This window comes from Streptomyces yamdrokensis, from assembly GCF_053890455.1.
Map to the genome: position 1 here is coordinate 3853298 of NZ_CM132679.1, position 16236 is coordinate 3869533.

A 16236-nucleotide genomic window follows, 5' to 3' on the forward strand; every position below is an offset into this window, starting at 1 on the left:
GGGGCAATGTCAGAGCTGACCCTCACGGTCATGCGGCTGGGTTTTCTGGCCGTTCTGTGGCTGTTCGTGATCGTGGCCGTGCAGGTCATCCGTAGTGACCTGTTCGGCACGCGGGTCACCCAGCGCGGAGCACGCCGGGAGGCCGCCCGGCCGCAACAGAGCGCCCGGCAGGCACCACCGCCGCAGCGCCAGCAGTCCGGGGGCGGCCGCCGCGGCCGCAACGCCCCCACCAAGCTGGTCGTGACCGAGGGCACCCTCACGGGCACCACCGTCGCGCTCCAGGGCCAGACCATCACGCTGGGCCGGGCACACGACAGCACGATCGTGCTGGACGACGACTACGCCTCCAGCCGCCATGCCCGGATCTACCCGGACCGCGACGGCCAGTGGATCGTCGAGGACCTGGGTTCCACGAACGGCACCTATCTGGACCGGTCCAGGCTGACGACCCCCACACCGATCGGACCGGGTTCCCCGATCCGCATCGGCAAGACCGTCATCGAGCTGCGGAAGTAGTACGACAATGAGCGAGCGGAGCGAGCACGCAGTGGGGGCCCCCACCCCGGGCCCCGGCGCGCTCCCGACCGGAGGGTGGGCAGTGTGGCTCGACACGACCGGCTGTACCCGGAGCCGACGGGCGAGGTGCGCATGAGTCTGTCCCTGCGCTTCGCCGCCGGATCGCACAAGGGGATGATCCGCGAGGGCAACGAGGACTCCGGTTACGCCGGCCCCCGCCTGCTCGCCATCGCCGACGGCATGGGCGGCGCCGCGGCCGGCGAGGTCGCCTCCTCCGAGGCCATCTCCACCATCGTCTCGCTCGACGACGACGTACCCGGCTCCGACCTGCTCACCTCCCTCGGCTCGGCCGTACAGCGCGCCAACGACCAGCTGCGCATGATGGTCGAGGAGGACCCCCAGCTCGAGGGCATGGGCACCACCCTGACCGCGCTGCTGTGGACCGGCCAGCGCCTCGGCATGGTCCACGTCGGCGACTCCAGGGCCTACCTGCTGCGCGACGGCGTCCTCACCCAGATCACCCAGGACCACACCTGGGTGCAGCGGCTGGTGGACGAGGGCCGGATCACCGAGGAGGAGGCGACCACCCACCCGCAGCGGGCCCTGCTCATGCGGGCCCTCGGCAGCGGCGACCACGTCGAACCCGACCTGTCGATCCGTGAGGTCCGGGCGGGCGACCGGTACCTGATCTGCTCCGACGGCCTGTCCGGCGTGGTCTCCCACCAGACCATGGAAGAGGCCCTCGCCGGCTACCAGGGCCCCGAGGACACCGTCCAGAACCTGATCGAACTGGCACTGCGCGGCGGCGGCCCGGACAACATCACCGTGATCATCGCCGACGTCCTCGACCTCGACACCGGCGACACCCTGGCCGGCCGGCTGTCCGACGCCCCGGTCGTGGTCGGCGCCGTCGCCGAGAACCAGAACCAGTCCAGCGACAGCAGCGCCATGCAGACCCCGGCCGGCCGCGCCGCCGGACTCGGCCGCAGACGCGGCCAGGGCGGCGGGGACGGCGAGGGCGAGTTCGGCCCGCCCGGCAGCGGCGGCGACGTCACCGGCTTCATCCAGACCGACGGCTTCGGCTACGACGAGGAAACCTTCGTCAAGCCCCGCAAGAGCCGCCGGTGGCTCAAACGCTCCTTCTTCGGCCTGCTCACCCTCGCCGTCCTCGGCGGCGGCGTGTACAGCGGCTGGCGCTGGACACAGACCCAGTACTACGTCGGCACCAACGGCGAACACGTCGCGCTCTACCAGGGCATCAGCCAGGACCTGGCCTGGGTCTCGCTCTCGAAGGTCGAGAAGGACCACCCCGAGATCGAACTCAAGTACCTGCCGCCCTACCAGCGGGAACTGGTCGAGGCGACCATCGCCGAGGGCGACCTGCACGGCGCCCGGACGAAGATCGACGAACTCGCGGTACAGGCCTCCGCCTGCAGGAAGGAAGCCGAACGCCGCGCCGCCGACAGCAAGAACAGCGCGAAGACCGGCGAGGGCGAGGCCGGAGGCACCACGGGAACCACACCCGCCTCCTTCACGTCCAAGGCCACGCCGACGCCGACCCCCTCGGGCTCGACCGAGGCACCGCAGCAGTCCACGCCCCCGTCCGCACCTACTCCCAGCCCCGGCCCCAGCCTCTCGGAGGAGGAGCAGAAGGTCGTCTCGCTGTGCGGTAAGCAGTAGGCAAGCCGTGAGAGGCCCTGTCACACGATGAGCAGTACTACCAATCCATCGGCGCAGCACACGTCCACGATCGGTGCGATCGGGGCGCCGAGCCGGCGCAACACCGAGCTCGCGCTGCTCGTCTTCGCCGTCGTCATCCCGGTCTTCGCCTACGCCAACGTCGGGCTGGCCCTCAACGACGAGATCCCGGCCGGCCTGCTGAGCTACGGCCTGGGCCTCGGCCTGATGGCCGGCATCGGCCACCTCGTCGTACGGAAGTTCGCACCGTACGCGGACCCGCTGATGCTGCCGCTGGCCACCCTGCTCAACGGGCTCGGACTCGTCGCCATCTGGCGGCTCGACCAGTCCGAACTCCTGCAGGGAATCAAGCAGGCGGGCACCGCCGCACCCCGGCAGCTGCTCTACACCGCCATGGGCATCGGCCTGTTCGTCGCCGTGCTGGTCTTCCTCAAGGACCACCGCGTCCTGCAGCGCTACACCTACATCTCGATGCTCGGTGCGCTGGTCCTCCTGCTGCTGCCGCTGGTGCCCGGCCTCGGCCAGAACATCTACGGCGCCAAGATCTGGATCAAGGTCGGCAGCTTCTCCATCCAGCCCGGCGAGTTCGCCAAGATCGTCCTGGCGATCTTCTTCGCCGGCTACCTGATGGTGAAGCGCGACGCACTCGCCCTGGCCAGCCGCCGCTTCATGGGGCTGTACCTGCCGCGCGGACGCGACCTCGGCCCGATCCTCGTCGTCTGGGCGATGTCGATCCTCATCCTCGTCTTCGAGACCGACCTCGGCACCTCGCTGCTGTTCTTCGGCATGTTCGTGATCATGCTGTACGTCGCCACCGAACGCACCAGCTGGATCGTCTTCGGCCTGCTGATGTCCGCCGTCGGCGCCGTCGGCGTGGCCAGCTTCGAACCCCACATCCAGCAGCGCGTCGACGCCTGGCTCGACCCGATGAAGGAGTACACCCTCAGCCGGGAAGGCGTCGTCGGCCACTCCGAACAGGCCATGCAGGCGCTGTGGGCCTTCGGCTCCGGCGGCACCCTCGGCACCGGCTGGGGCCAGGGCCACTCCGACCTCATCCGGTTCGCCGCCAACTCCGACTTCATCCTCGCCACCTTCGGCGAGGAGCTCGGCCTGGCCGGCATCATGGCCCTGCTCCTGCTCTACGCACTGATCGTGGAACGCGGCGTGCGCACCGCCCTCGCCGCCCGCGACCCCTTCGGCAAACTGCTCGCCATCGGCCTGTCCGGCGCCTTCGCACTCCAGGTCTTCGTCGTCGCCGGCGGCGTCATGGGCCTGATCCCGCTGACCGGTATGACGATGCCGTTCCTGGCGTACGGCGGTTCGTCCGTCATCGCCAACTGGGCGCTGATCGGCATCCTGCTGAGAATCAGCGACACCGCCAGACGCCCCGCCCCCGCCCCCGCCACCAACCCCGACGCCGAGATGACCCAGGTGGTCCGCCCGTGAACAAGCCCCTGCGCCGAATCGCGATCTTCTGCGGCCTCCTCATCCTCACGCTCCTCATCCGCGACAACTGGCTCCAGTACGTCAAGGCCGACGAGCTGAGGACCGACGAGCACAACCGCCGGGTCGCCATCGAGCGGTACGCGTCACCGCGCGGCGACATCATCGTCGGCGGCGAACCGATCACCGGACACGCCACCACCAAGGGCGACTTCAAGTACAAGCGCACCTACAAGGACGGCGCCATGTGGGCGCCGGTCACCGGCTTCGTCTCCCAGGCCTTCGGCGCCAACCAGTTGGAGTCCATCGAGGACGGCATCCTCACCGGCAACGACGACCGCCTGTTCTTCCGCAACACGCTCGACATGCTGACGGGCAAGAACAAGGAGGGCGGCAACGTCGTCACCACCCTCAACGCCGACGCGCAGAAGGCCGCCTACGAGGGTCTGAAGAAGCAGGGCGGCAAGGGCGCCGTCGTCGCCATCGAGCCCTCCACCGGCAAGATCCTCTCCCTCGCCTCCTTCCCCTCCTACGACCCGTCCACGATCGCCGGCGACGGCGCCGAGGACGCCGAGGCGTGGCAGAAGCTGCAGAAGAAGGACAACGACGACGACCCGATGCTGAACCGGGCCCTGCGCGAGGTCTACCCGCCCGGCTCCACCTTCAAGGTCCTCACCGCGGCCGCCGCCCTGGAGGAGGGCCTGTACGAGAACGCGGACGACAAGACCGACACGCCCCTGCCGTGGGTCATGCCGGGCACCACGACCGAGCTCAAGAACGACGGCGACCTCCCCTGCGAGGACGCCACCCTCCGCGAAGCACTCCGCGTCTCCTGCAACACCGTCTTCGGCAAGATCGGCGCCGACCTCGGCAACGACACGATGCTCGAGTACGCCAAGAAGTTCGGCTTCACCGAGGAGCAGTTCACCCCGGTCCGCTCCAGCTCCTCGATCTTCTCCGACGACATGAACGAGTCGCAGACCGCGCTCTCCTCCATCGGCCAGTTCAACACCGCCGCCACCCCGCTGCAGATGGCCATGGTCACCGCCGCCATCGCCAACAACGGCACCCTGATGCAGCCCTACATGGTCGACGAGCTCCAGGCCCCGAGCCTCGACACCATCGAGAAGACGGACCCGGAGGAGCTGAGCAAGCCGATGTCGGCGGAGAACGCCCAGATCCTCCAGTCGATGATGGAGACCGTCGTCTCCGAGGGCACCGGCTCCAACGCCCAGATCGACGGCGTCACCGTCGGCGGCAAGACGGGCACCGCCCAGCACGGTGTGGACAACAGCGAGAACCCCTACGCGTGGTTCATCTCCTACGCCAAGGGCGAGGACGGCAGCTCGCCGGTGGCCGTCGCCGTGATCATCGAGGACGACGACGCCGTACGGGGCGACATCTCCGGTGGTGGCCTCGCGGCCCCGATCGCGAAGAGCGTGATGGAGGCGGTCGTCAAGGGCAAGCAGTGACCCCGATCACGTCCGCTGCCCATAGGTGCACGTAGCGGTACCGGTCCTGTATCGGCTGCGGTACTTGGCCAGGTCACACAAAGCTAGCCGGGTACGGTAGGCCCGGACGGCAGCCTCCGGCCGCACGAACGTGCCGGCCGGGACCGACGGAGAGGGCTGGTAGGTAGCTATGGAAGAGCCGCGTCGCCTAGGCGGCCGGTACGAACTGGGCCAGGTGCTCGGCCGCGGAGGCATGGCAGAGGTCTACCTCGCCCATGACACCCGCCTCGGCCGCACCGTTGCAGTGAAGACGCTCCGCGCCGACCTCGCGCGCGACCCGTCCTTCCAGGCCCGGTTCCGCCGGGAGGCCCAGTCGGCCGCCTCGCTCAACCATCCCGCGATCGTCGCGGTCTACGACACGGGCGAGGACTACATCGACGGGGTCTCCATCCCGTACATCGTCATGGAGTACGTCGACGGCTCCACGCTCCGTGAACTCCTGCACAGCGGCCGCAAGCTGCTGCCGGAGCGGACGCTGGAGATGACCATCGGCATCCTCCAGGCCCTGGAGTACTCGCACCGGGCCGGCATCGTCCACCGCGACATCAAGCCCGCGAACGTCATGCTGACGCGCAACGGCCAGGTCAAGGTCATGGACTTCGGCATCGCCCGCGCCATGGGCGACTCCGGCATGACGATGACACAGACCTCGGCCGTCATCGGCACCGCGCAGTACCTCTCACCGGAGCAGGCCAAGGGCGAACAGGTCGACGCCCGCTCCGACCTGTACTCCACCGGCTGTCTGCTGTACGAACTCCTGACCGTCCGCCCGCCGTTCGTCGGCGACTCCCCGGTCGCGGTCGCCTACCAGCACGTCCGGGAGGAACCGCAGGCGCCGAGCGTCTTCGACCCCGAGGTCACGCCCGAGATAGACGCGATCACGCTGAAGGCGCTCGTCAAGGACCCCGACTACCGCTACCAGTCGGCCGACGAGATGCGCGCCGACATCGAGGCCTACCTCGACGGCCAGCCCGTCGCCGCCGCCGCCACGATGGGCGCGGCCGGCTACGGCGGCTACCCCGCCGACCAGGCGACGACGGCCCTGCACTCGGACTCCGGCGCCGCGACGTCGATGCTGCCCCCCATGAACCCGGACGACGGCGGCTACGGCTACGACGACCGCCCCGGCCGGCGCCGCCAGCAGAAGAAGAACAACACCTCGACGATCCTGCTGGTCGCGGCGGGCGTCCTGGTCCTGATCGGCGCCATCCTCATCGGCCGCTGGGCCTTCTCCGGCAACGGAGGCGTGGGCAACGACAACGTCGCGGTCCCGAACTTCGTCGGCACGACCAAGGAAGCCGCGGAGAAACAGGCCACCAACACGGACCTGGTCCTGGCGTTCACCTCGAAGCCCTGCGAGAACCAGACCAAGGGCAACATCTGCAGCCAGGACATCGACCCGGGCACCGACGTCAAGAAGGAGTCCACCGTCAACCTCGTGGTGTCCACCGGGGCGCCCAAGGTGGCGGTGCCGAGCGTCGTCGGCGACACCGTCGACGACGCCACGGCGGAGCTGGAGGGCGACAAGTACGCCTTCGTCGTCAAGACGGAGGAGAAGGAGTCCACGGAGACAGCGGGCACCGTCCTCGAACAGGACCCGGCTCTCGGCGAGGAGGTCGAGAAGGGCACCACCGTCACCCTCACCGTCGCCAAGGCGGTGGCCAGGTCGACGGTCCCGGACGTCCTCGGCAGGACGTGCGACGACGCCAAGGCCCAGATGACCGACAACGACCTGGTGGGCGCCTGCACCGAGCAGGAGGTCGACGACCAGAACCAGGTCGGCAAGGTCATCTCGACCACGCCGGGCGCCAACCAGCAGGTCGACAAGAACTCCCAGGTGCAGATCGTCGTCGGCAAGGCCAAGGCGAACGAGAAGGTCGCCGTCCCGAACGTCAACGGCCAGACCCTGAAGGACGCACAGAAGCTGCTCCAGGACGCCGGGCTGGCGGTCGGCGAGATCAAGGGCTCACAGGACCCCGACTCCCGCGTCGTCGGCGCCGACCCGGGCCAGGGCAACCAGGTCGACAAGGGCACGGCGGTCAGCCTCCTCACCCTGGACCAGGGCGGCAACAACGGCGGCAACAACGGCAACAACGGCGGCGGCGGCCTCTTCGGCGGCCTCACCGGCGGCAACGAGGACGACTGACCCACCTCCGGCACCCCGGACACGACAGAGCCCCGGCGCCCTCTTCGGAGGGGGTCGGGGCTCCTTCATGAGCCCGGCCTGAACACGCGTCCCCACTTCGCTCGTGCCTTCGCGTGCCACCGCTCGTTGACCGGGTGGGGTGGGGCATCCGAGTTCTGCTCCGACCACGGGAACCGAGGGAGCAGAAGGTGATCAAGGAATCGGTACTGCTGGAGTCACAGACGCTGCGCAGCAGCGTGCTGGACCGCACGGACGTACTCGAGAAGGTCAAGGCCCTGTCACTGCTGCCGGACGGGATGCATGTGACGACGGCGATGGTGGCGGCGTACTTCGAGGTGGCCGAGACAGTCGTCAACAACCTGCTCAGCCGCCACCGCCATGAACTCCAGTCCAACGGAATGCGAGTCCTGCGTGGCTCGGAACTGCGGAACTGCGGAACTTCAAGGAACTCAACCTGAGTTCCTATGGCCATCCGCAGCCGCGCTCGGCCCTCGCCATCTGGTCCCGCCGTGCCGTCCTCAACGTCGCCATGCTGCTCCGTGACAGCGAAGTAGCACGTCAGGTGCGTGCCTACCTCCTGGACATGGAGTACCTGGCCCGCACACAGCCTGTGGACAACCCGGCCCCGGCAGAACCCGTCAGCCTCGATGACCGCATCGACCAGCGCATCACCCACATCCTCGGCAGGACGGTCGTGCCGATGTTCAACACCCTGATCGCCGCGTCCGGCGAACACCGCCGCGAGCTCCTCGAACTCCGCGAGGACATCGAGAACGTCGAACGCAGGCTGTGCCGGCACCACAAGCGCCTCGCCACCCTGGAAGGAACGGCCCCCGCGGAGAACGTCAGGTCGACGCTCAGGGCGATGACCTGGCAGGCGTTCGAACAGCATGTCGCCGACCTGCTGCGGCGCGACGGCCGCACCGACGTCGTCGTACGGCAGGCCCGCAGCGACAGGGGCATCGACATCACCGGCCGCACCGCGGACGGGCGGACCGTGGCCGTCCGGTGCAAGAACCGGTCCGGCCGCTGGACGGTACCCGGTGCCGACCTGCGGAAGTTCGCCGGCGCGGCGCGGGCCATCAAGCGCGTGGACCTCGCGCTCTTCGTCGCCACCTGCGACTTCAGCCACGAATCGCAGGCGATCGCCGGCCTGACCGGAGTCGTCACGGTCAATCGGGAGGAAGTCGAGGCCTGGACCACCGGGATGCGTCTCAAGGCGCTGCGACAGGGGATGGACCGCGAAGGCCCGAAGCCGCAAGAGAAAGTTGCGGCTTCGGGCCTTCGCCATGTTAGGCGACAGAGCCACGTGAAGTAGCCCTGTCGCCTCAGCGCAGTTCCTCCGGTGGCGTCCGGTCCTCGTCGACCTTCTCCGTGCGGACCAGCTCGCCCCAGACGACGTAGCGGTACTTGCTGGTGTACACCGGCGTGCAGGTCGTCAGGGTGATGTAGTGGCCGGCCTTCTTGCGGCCGGACTCCTCGGGCACCTTGGCAAGGACGTCCACGTTGTACTTCGAGGTCTCGGGAAGGATCGCGTAGGTCTTGTAGACGTACCAGGTGTCCTTCGTCTCGAAGACGATCGGGTCGCCGTCCTTGATCTTGTGGATGTCGTGGAACTTGGCCCCGTGACCGTCCCGGTGCGCGGCCAGCGAGAAGTTGCCCTTCTTGCCGGACGTCGGCAGGGTCGCCTTCACGGGGTCGGTGTAGTAGCCGGCGACGCCGTCGTTGAGCACCTTCATCGTGGTGCCCTTCTCGATCAGGATGTCGCCGCCGCCCATCGAGGGCGCGTGCAGGAAACCGATGCCGTTCTTGCTGTCGTAGGAGGCGGGACCGTCACCGGTGCCGTCGCCGCCGGGCCCCTGGGCCCAGTTGTCGCGCACCTTGTCCGCCTGCTTGCCCGCCTCCCGGTCGGCGAGCACGTTCGTCCACCACAGCGAGTAGACGACGAACAGGCCGAGCACCAGGCCCGCGGTGATGAGGAGCTCCCCGAGGGCGCTGACCAGCATCGCGCCCGGTCCCATACGGCGGCGGGCCGGAGGCGACGGTGACGCGGGCATGCTGGTGTGCTCTTCGGTGTCGTCGGCGGTCGCTGCCACGTTTCCTCTGCCCTTAACTGACGAGCGCATCCGGCTTGCCCTTGCTGCGCGGCCGTTCCTCGTCCATCTTGCCCCAGACGATCATGCGGTACTTGCTGGTGAACTCCGGCGTGCAGGTGGTCAGCGTGATGTAGCGGCCCGGCCCGGTGAAGCCCGACTCCTTCGGAACCGGTTCGAGGACGCTCACGTTGCTCGGCGGTGTCACCGGCAGGATCGACGCCATCTTGTAGACGAAGTACGTGTCCTGCGTCTCCACGACGATCGGGTCGCCCGGCTCGAGCCGGTTGATGTACCGGAACGGCTCCCCGTGCGTGTTGCGGTGCCCCGCGACCCCGAAGTTGCCCTCCTTGTCGTCGGGCATCGCCGTCTTCAGGGCGCCCTCCGCGTAGTGGCCCACCATGCCCCGGTCGAGCACCTTCTTGCTGTCGATGCCCTCGGCGATCGGCACCACCACGTCCAGCCGCGGAATGTGCAGCAGCGCGAAACCCTGCCCCGGCTCGAACGCGCCCGGCTTGCGCTCGCCGTTGGCCCAGTCGCTCTGGAGATCGCTGGCCTCCTGGCCGGCCTGTGCCTGCGCGCGCACGTTCGTCCACCACAACTGGTAGGTGACGAACAGCAGCATCAGCACACCGCAGGTGATGAACACCTCGCCGATCCCCCGGCTCGCGACGACGGCGGGACTGGCCTTGCGCTCCCGGGCCCGCCGCCGCGCCTCCACACGCGAGAGCGGCACCTGGGGGCCACTACGGCCCTGCGGAACATCGCGGACCTCGGAAGGGCTGTTCGCACCGCCACGACGCCCCTGACGCCTCTTGGCGGCCTTCCTGCGCTCCGCCCGGCCCCCGGCAGCCACCGGGGACTCCATGCGCTGCGGCGGCGGATCAGGGATCCGCAGCGCCATCGTCTCCTCGTCGACGGGCGGCAGGAACGCGCCCTCGTCGACGGGCGGCAGGTACGCGGTGCCGTCCTCGGATCCGGCCGCGCCGCTGTCGGCCGCTCCTGGACCGGCCGAGCCCGCGCCGCCGTAGGAGTAGGCGCCCTGCTGGGTGGTCTCGTACCAGTCGCCGCCCCCGAGCGTGCCGGGTGCCCCGTACGGCTGCTGCCCGTACGAGGTCCCCTGCTCGCCGCCGGCGCCGTACGGGGAACCGTCCGTGAAGGACTCCCCGTGCCCGGCACCGGACTCGCGCTCGGGGCGCAGCGCGGTCACGCCGGCGACCTGCCCACCACCGGGGCGAGCCCCGCCGATCTCGCCACCGCTCCCTCGTCCCCGCACTCCACCAGCCAGTTGGCCAGCATCCGGTGCCCGTGCTCGGTGAGCACCGATTCGGGGTGGAACTGCACACCCTCGACACGCAGCTCACGGTGGCGCAGACCCATCACGATGCCGTCCGGCGTCCGGGCCGTCACTTCCAGCTCCTTCGGCACTGTGTCCGGCTCCGCGGCCAGCGAGTGGTAGCGCGTCGCCGTGAACGGCGACGGCAGACCCGCGAACACACCCCGGCCCTCGTGCTCGACCCGCGAGGTCTTCCCGTGCAGCAACTCGGGCGCACGGTCCACGACACCGCCGTAGGCCACCTGCATGGACTGCATGCCGAGGCAGACACCGAAAACGGGCACCCCGGTCGACGCGCAGTGCCGCACCATGTCCACGCAGACCCCCGCCTGCTCGGGAGTGCCGGGCCCCGGGGACAGCAGAACGCCGTCGAAACCGTCCTGCGCATGCGCCGTCGACACCTCGTCGTTGCGCAGGACCTCGCACTCGGCGCCCAGCTGGTACAGGTACTGGACCAGGTTGAAGACGAAGCTGTCGTAGTTGTCGACCACGAGAATGCGCGCGCTCACTGGTTGTCCACCGTCACATCGTTGAAGGGCAGCAGCGGCTCGGCCCAGGGAAAGACGTACTGGAAGAGGACATAGACCACAGCGATGATCAGCACGAGCGAGATGAGTGCCCGCACCCATCCGTTCCCCGGCAGATGCCGCCAGATCCAGCTGTACATGCCGTCCCTTCCGTCGCACCACGGCACCAGACCCACGCCGTACGTCACCAGACTAACGGCGCAACGCCTCCGGTTTCCCGGCCTCCACAGGCTGCGTGGAGTCCGGATGCGCCCGGACGATCAGCCGGTGACCGCGCCCCCATTCCGGTTCGCACGTCGCCGGCTCGGACAGCGGACCGGACGCGTGTACCCGGAAGTACGTGGCACAGGGCCGATCACCTCGATGTCCGTCGGCACCGTCTTGCACGGCCCCCGGTCGACCCGGTACGCGAACCGGGTCGTCCCCTCGGCCGGCACCACCGCGTCACCCCGCCAGAACCGGGGAAAGCCCTCGAACGGGTCGCCATGGGTGCGCCGGTGGCCGGCGACGGCGAAGTCGCCCTCCCGGCCCAGCCGCGCGGTGTTCGCGTGGTGCCCGGGCCCCTTCCTCAGGGTCCCGGTCTCCGTGCCCTCGAGCACGGACTGGTTCCACGTGGAACCAAGGCGCGGGAGGCACATGATCGCGAAAGGCCTCCCCGCGGCATACGGCTTCGGCCTCGGAGGGCCCGCAGTGACAGCGCCGCCACCGGACCTCGCGGCGGGCACGGACGAGGACGTGGCGGCCGACGTGGGAATGGCGCGGCAGGACGCTCCCGCTCGCCCACTGGTCCTCGAGGAGAGTGATCCGGTCGTCCATGACCCGGCCGGCCCCGGCCCCGGTCCAGAACCTGCCCCGCGGGCTCTACTCCACGGGCTTCGCATAGTGCAGGTCCACTGTGCCCGAGTAACCGGGCAGAGTCACCGGCCCGTCGTCCTCGACCTTCCAGCCGAGCCCGTAGACGTTGACGTACACCATGTAGTTCTGGATCGACGGGGAGGCCGCGAGCGCGTTCTTCAGCTTCTCTGGGTCACCGATTGCCGTGATCCTGTACGGCGGCGAGTAGACGCGGCCCTGGAGGATCAGGGTGTTGCCCACGCAGCGCACCGCGCTGGTGGAGATCAGCCGCTGGTCCATGACCTTGATGCCCTCGGCGCCGCCCTGCCACATCGCGTTCACCACGGCCTGGAGGTCCTGCTGGTGGATGACCAGGTAGTCGGGCTCCGGCTCGGGGTACCCGGGAAGCTTGGCGGTGGCGTCCGGCGGGGCGTCGTCGAGCGTGACCGTGACGGCCTCGCCCTCGAGTTCCTGCGTCCCCGCGCGACGCTCCAGGCCGGCGAGTTCGTCGTCCTCCGCCGCGCTCCGGCCGGCGTCGCGCTCGGCGAGGGACTCGACGTCCCCGCGCAGGGCCCCGTTGGACTCCTCCAGCTCACCGTTCCTGTGGCTGCGCTCATGAATGAGGTCGGACAGCCTCAGCAGGGAATCGTCCGTGCGGATGTTGGTCCCCTTCGCCGTGTTGAAGCTGGTGAAGAAGAGCAGACCCGCGAGGGCGAAGACACCCGCGGTGAGGATCCGGACGGGCCAAAAGCGCCGTCGGCGGGCAGGGCTGGATTCCCTCCCGGGGAAGTCGGCAGAATTGCTCAACGTACCCTTATCTCCTTCGGCGCCGCGGAAGGACTACGCTAACGGACGCCCGGGGGAGCGCTCGGAGTCCCCTTCCAACCGCCCCGAGCCCGCCCCAGTTACCTGCGCGGCCACGCAGCGCATCGACAGGAGAGACCCTCGTGCCGAAGTCACGTATCCGCAAGAAGGCCGACTACACGCCGCCGGCGGCGAAGCAGACGACCGCTCTCAAGCTGACCAGCCGTGCCTGGGTCGCGCCGGTGATGCTGACCCTGTTCCTGATCGGCCTGGCCTGGATCGTCGTTTTCTACGTCACCGACGGCAAGCTCCCCATCGATGCCCTGGGCAACTGGAACATCGTGGTGGGCTTCGGCTTCATCGCTGCCGGATTCGGCGTCTCCACGCAGTGGAAGTAACGCCCGGCAGCGCCCATCGCCCACTGGACCAGGCCCTGCTCCGAGCTGCCCGACAGCTCGGAGCAGGGCTGTCGCCGGCTCCGGGCAGGGCTGTCCACCGAGTTATCCACAGGCGTTTCCACAGCGTGGGGAAAAGAAACCACGATCTGTGGATAACCCCTCGAACGTTGACGCCGGTACGACAGAAGTACCGGTAACCGAATACCCGTTCGCGCGCCTCTGACCTGGGGAAACGAAGGTCGGCGGCATCGGGCACCGACGTGTGCGCACCGTGTGCACAAGATCCGCCACATGCTGTGGACAACCCGCACTCAGGCGAGCTGGGCCGTCCTCACCAGGGTCACCAGCGCGACCGCGGCGAGAACCAGTGCACAGGTGCCGTACTGGATCAGCGCCCGCCGCTCACGCGGGGCATGGACCATGGCGTACCCGATCACGACACCGGCGACGAGCCCTCCGATATGGGCCTGCCAGGCGATGTTGCTCCAGCCGAAGGTGAAGATCAAGTTGATCACCAGCAGTGCGATGATCGGCCGCATGTCGTAGTTGAGCCGGCGCACCAGGACCGCGGTGGCGCCGAACAGCCCGAAGATGGCGCCGGAGGCACCGAGCGAGGCCGTGGTCCCCGAGGCCAGCAGATAGGTCAGCGCACTGCCCGCCAGGCCCGAGATCAGATAGAGCGCGAGATAGCGGGCCCGGCCCAGGGCCTGCTCGAGCGGGCCGCCGAGCCACCACAGGCTGAGCATGTTGAAGGCGATGTGCCAGATCGCCTCGTGGGTGAACATCGAGGTGACCAGGCGGTACCACTCGCCCTCGGCAACGCCCTCGGTGGGGTTGAACGACACCGGGGGCCAGACCCCGATCAGCACGAGATGGCCCAGCAGCGACGACCAGACATGCACCGCGACGAACACCGCGGCATTGAGCCCGAGAAGGATCTTGGTGACCAGCCGGGGATCCGCGGCGATGGTGCCGCCCGCGATGGTGCGGGGCATGGAGGCCGTGGGCGCGTGGCCGGTGCCCGAGCCGCCGCGGACACATTCGGGGCACTGGAACCCGACCGAGGCGCTGATCATGCACTCGGGGCAGATCGGGCGCTCGCAGCGGGCGCAGCGGATGCCGGTCTCACGGTCCGGGTGGCGATAGCAGGCGAGGACGCCGTGGGCGTTCTGCGGGCTGCCGGCAGCCTGGTCGTCCATGGGATCCCCTAGGTCGTGTGGAAAAAACCCGCCCCGCCCATCCTTACGGATGAGCGGGGCGTTTGGTTCCCTCTGGGGGCTTGCGCACTCCTCGGGGACGGGGCCGTCCTCAGCCCTCGCGGATCTCGACCGACTCGATGACGACGTCATTGAGCGGACGGTCGGTGCGCGGGTTGGTCTGCGCAGCCGCGATGGTGTCGATCACCTTCTGGCTCGCGGCGTCGGTGACCTCGCCGAAGATGGTGTGCTTGCGGTTCAGCCACGCCGTCGGAGAGACGGTGATGAAGAACTGCGAGCCGTTGGTGCCCGGGCCGGCGTTGGCCATCGCCAGCAGGTAGGGCTTGTCGAAGCGCAGGTCCGGGTGGAACTCGTCCTCGAACTGGTAGCCGGGACCGCCGGTGCCGTTGCCCAGCGGGTCCCCGCCCTGAATCATGAAGCCACTGATCACCCGGTGGAAGACCGTGCCGTCGTAGAGCTTGGCCGTGGACTTCGCCCCGGTCTCGGGGTGCGTCCACTCCCGCTCGCCCTTGGCGAGCTCGACGAAGTTCTTGACGGTGATCGGTGCCTGGTTCGCGAAGAGCCGGACCTCGATGTCGCCGTTGTTGGTCTTCAGGGTGGCGTAGAGCTGGTCAGCCACGGTGTGCCTTCCGTTGTCTTTCCGTAACGCCCTGATCCTCGCACGGACGGGGCGCGCAGTCGCCCGACGCCCGTTCACAGGGGGCGACTGTGCCGAACGACTTGCGGAAACCGGGTGAGTGCCGACGCGACGGGGGCACTCGGCATCGATCCGTGGCATTGTCGACGACTGGCCGGCGTTCCCCGTATTCATCCGCTGTCCCACTCGGTCAACGCCATCGGAACCCGTATGCCCGCCCGCACATGCCCCACGGCGAAGCGGGAGGCATGATCCGTAAAAGGGTGGACAGTCGAAAAACGTACGCCACCGAGGAGGAGGAACCGTGACCCGCATCGAAAGCGTGCGCGCTGCGACTGATTCGGCGAAGGACAGCGTGCTGCACGCCGCGGACGTGGTGGCGCCCTACGCCGACACGGCCAAGGTGAAGGCCGCGCAGTACGCGCAGGAGGCACGCGTACGGCTGGCCCCCAGGGTGTCGCAGGCCGCAGGGCATGCCCTCGTCCAGTACGGAGCCCATGTCCAGCCGTACGTGGAGCAGGCTCGTACCCATGTGCCGCCGAAGGTCGATCTGGCCGCTCATGAGGCCGCCGCCCGTACCCGCAAGGCCGCCCAGCAGGCGGCGGACTACTCCCGGCCGAGGCTCGAGCAGGCCAGGGCCGCCGCCGGGCCGGCGAAGGACGAGGCGGCGGCGCGCAGCGCGGCGGTGCTGGCCGCCCTCCGAGGTCAGGTCTCGGCTCAGCAGATCCAGAAGCTGGTGCGCAAGCAGCAGCGGCGTGCGAAGGCCGGCCGTGCCGCGAAGGTGGTCTTTGTTCTGGGTGCCGTCGCAGGTGGTGCCTTCGCCGCCTGGAAGTGGTGGGACAAGCAGGCCAACCCGGACTGGCTGGTGGAGCCGCCGCCCGCGACCGATGTCCAGGAGTCCGGCACGTTGACGTCGGTGGACGGCAGCCGCGGGTCCACGCTCGACCCCGAGGTCCGGGAGAAGGAGGCAGAGGAGGCCGCCAAGCGCGACGAGCAGCCCTAGGTCTGTCCGCGCGGCGGCATCATCAGTCTGCGGTATCAACAACCTGCGGTGTCAACAGCCCGGTGGGGCAGAA

17 protein-coding genes are annotated in these 16236 nt (G+C 68.9%); 9 read left to right on the forward strand and 8 right to left on the reverse strand.

Features of this window, described 5'->3' with window-relative positions; genetic code table 11:
- Positions 1-6: 6 nt before the first annotated feature.
- The 7 genes from ACWZEH_RS17025 (at position 7) to ACWZEH_RS17055 (ending at position 8632) form a co-directional block, all read left to right on the forward strand.
- Positions 7-516: an FHA domain-containing protein FhaB/FipA gene (locus ACWZEH_RS17025; RefSeq protein WP_042163133.1), complete on the forward strand. Its 510-nt coding sequence runs from the start codon at positions 7-9 to the stop codon at positions 514-516.
- 132 nt (positions 517-648) lie between these two features.
- Positions 649-2196, forward strand: a complete 1548-nt coding sequence (locus ACWZEH_RS17030; protein WP_456199645.1) for a Stp1/IreP family PP2C-type Ser/Thr phosphatase — start codon at positions 649-651, stop codon at positions 2194-2196.
- A 27-nt stretch (positions 2197-2223) separates the two neighbouring features.
- Positions 2224-3660 carry an FtsW/RodA/SpoVE family cell cycle protein gene (locus ACWZEH_RS17035; RefSeq protein ID WP_456199404.1) on the forward strand — a complete coding sequence of 479 codons (1437 nt, stop codon included), beginning with the start codon at positions 2224-2226 and terminating at the stop codon, positions 3658-3660.
- Complete coding sequence (locus ACWZEH_RS17040) at positions 3657-5129, forward strand: peptidoglycan D,D-transpeptidase FtsI family protein (RefSeq protein ID WP_456192053.1); 1473 nt, start codon at positions 3657-3659, stop codon at positions 5127-5129. Before ACWZEH_RS17035 ends, ACWZEH_RS17040 begins: the two co-directional genes overlap by 4 nt.
- A 169-nt stretch (positions 5130-5298) precedes the next feature.
- The gene (gene pknB, locus ACWZEH_RS17045) at positions 5299-7314 is read left to right on the forward strand and encodes a Stk1 family PASTA domain-containing Ser/Thr kinase (RefSeq protein WP_456192054.1); all 2016 of its coding nucleotides are present in this window, start codon (positions 5299-5301) and stop codon (positions 7312-7314) included.
- Between the two features lie 188 nt (positions 7315-7502).
- Positions 7503-7772, forward strand: a complete 270-nt coding sequence (locus ACWZEH_RS17050; RefSeq protein WP_456192055.1) for a hypothetical protein — start codon at positions 7503-7505, stop codon at positions 7770-7772.
- Positions 7773-7876: 104 nt separating this feature from the next.
- Positions 7877-8632, forward strand: coding sequence for a restriction endonuclease (locus tag ACWZEH_RS17055; protein ID WP_456192056.1), 756 nt, complete (start codon positions 7877-7879; stop codon positions 8630-8632).
- 10 nt (positions 8633-8642) lie between these two features.
- Here ACWZEH_RS17055 and ACWZEH_RS17060 read toward each other — a convergent pair whose 3' ends face one another.
- The 6 genes from ACWZEH_RS17060 to ACWZEH_RS17085 form a co-directional block, all read right to left on the reverse strand.
- Positions 8643-9410 (reverse strand): class E sortase, encoded by a 768-nt coding sequence (locus ACWZEH_RS17060; RefSeq protein ID WP_456192057.1) that lies wholly within the window; start codon positions 9408-9410, stop codon positions 8643-8645.
- 13 nt (positions 9411-9423) lie between these two features.
- Positions 9424-10617 (reverse strand): class E sortase, encoded by a 1194-nt coding sequence (locus ACWZEH_RS17065; protein WP_456192058.1) that lies wholly within the window; start codon positions 10615-10617, stop codon positions 9424-9426.
- Positions 10614-11252, reverse strand: a complete 639-nt coding sequence (locus ACWZEH_RS17070; protein ID WP_456192059.1) for an aminodeoxychorismate/anthranilate synthase component II — start codon at positions 11250-11252, stop codon at positions 10614-10616. Before ACWZEH_RS17070 ends, ACWZEH_RS17065 begins: the two co-directional genes overlap by 4 nt.
- Positions 11249-11410: a hypothetical protein gene (locus tag ACWZEH_RS17075; protein ID WP_176726179.1), complete on the reverse strand. Its 162-nt coding sequence runs from the start codon at positions 11408-11410 to the stop codon at positions 11249-11251. Before ACWZEH_RS17075 ends, ACWZEH_RS17070 begins: the two co-directional genes overlap by 4 nt.
- A gap of 120 nt (positions 11411-11530) precedes the next feature.
- Complete coding sequence (locus ACWZEH_RS17080; protein ID WP_456192060.1) at positions 11531-11869, reverse strand: sortase domain-containing protein; 339 nt, start codon at positions 11867-11869, stop codon at positions 11531-11533.
- A gap of 262 nt (positions 11870-12131) precedes the next feature.
- On the reverse strand, positions 12132-12911 hold the full coding sequence (locus ACWZEH_RS17085; protein WP_456192061.1) for a DUF881 domain-containing protein: 780 nt from the start codon (positions 12909-12911) through the stop codon (positions 12132-12134).
- Positions 12912-13051: 140 nt separating this feature from the next.
- On the opposite strand from ACWZEH_RS17085, the gene crgA reads away from it, so the two are divergent.
- Positions 13052-13306 (forward strand): cell division protein CrgA, encoded by a 255-nt coding sequence (gene crgA, locus ACWZEH_RS17090; RefSeq protein WP_383807402.1) that lies wholly within the window; start codon positions 13052-13054, stop codon positions 13304-13306.
- A 311-nt stretch (positions 13307-13617) separates the two neighbouring features.
- Here the strand turns inward: crgA and ACWZEH_RS17095 are convergent, their stop codons facing one another.
- Together ACWZEH_RS17095 and ACWZEH_RS17100 are read right to left on the reverse strand one after the other, a co-directional pair.
- Complete coding sequence (locus ACWZEH_RS17095) at positions 13618-14505, reverse strand: rhomboid family intramembrane serine protease (RefSeq protein WP_456192062.1); 888 nt, start codon at positions 14503-14505, stop codon at positions 13618-13620.
- Positions 14506-14614: 109 nt separating this feature from the next.
- A complete protein-coding gene (locus ACWZEH_RS17100) occupies positions 14615-15142 on the reverse strand; it encodes a peptidylprolyl isomerase (protein ID WP_055594763.1) in 528 nt (175 codons plus the stop codon).
- A 322-nt stretch (positions 15143-15464) separates the two neighbouring features.
- Here ACWZEH_RS17100 and ACWZEH_RS17105 point away from each other — a divergent pair, with 322 nt between their 5' ends.
- Positions 15465-16163, forward strand: coding sequence for a DUF5324 family protein (locus tag ACWZEH_RS17105; protein ID WP_456192063.1), 699 nt, complete (start codon positions 15465-15467; stop codon positions 16161-16163).
- Positions 16164-16236: the final 73 nt, after the last annotated feature.

Excerpts from the sequence above, each read along its gene's own strand:
- ACWZEH_RS17095 (WP_456192062.1), bottom strand. The coding sequence starts at position 14,505 with ATGGACGACCAGGCTGCCGGCAGCCCGCAGAACGCCCACGGCGTCCTC.
- ACWZEH_RS17075 (WP_176726179.1), bottom strand. The coding sequence starts at position 11,410 with ATGTACAGCTGGATCTGGCGGCATCTGCCGGGGAACGGATGGGTGCGG.
- ACWZEH_RS17025 (WP_042163133.1), top strand. The coding sequence starts at position 7 with ATGTCAGAGCTGACCCTCACGGTCATGCGGCTGGGTTTTCTGGCCGTT.
- pknB (WP_456192054.1), top strand. The coding sequence starts at position 5,299 with ATGGAAGAGCCGCGTCGCCTAGGCGGCCGGTACGAACTGGGCCAGGTG.
- ACWZEH_RS17030 (WP_456199645.1), top strand. The coding sequence starts at position 649 with ATGAGTCTGTCCCTGCGCTTCGCCGCCGGATCGCACAAGGGGATGATC.
- ACWZEH_RS17035 (WP_456199404.1), top strand. The coding sequence starts at position 2,224 with ATGAGCAGTACTACCAATCCATCGGCGCAGCACACGTCCACGATCGGT.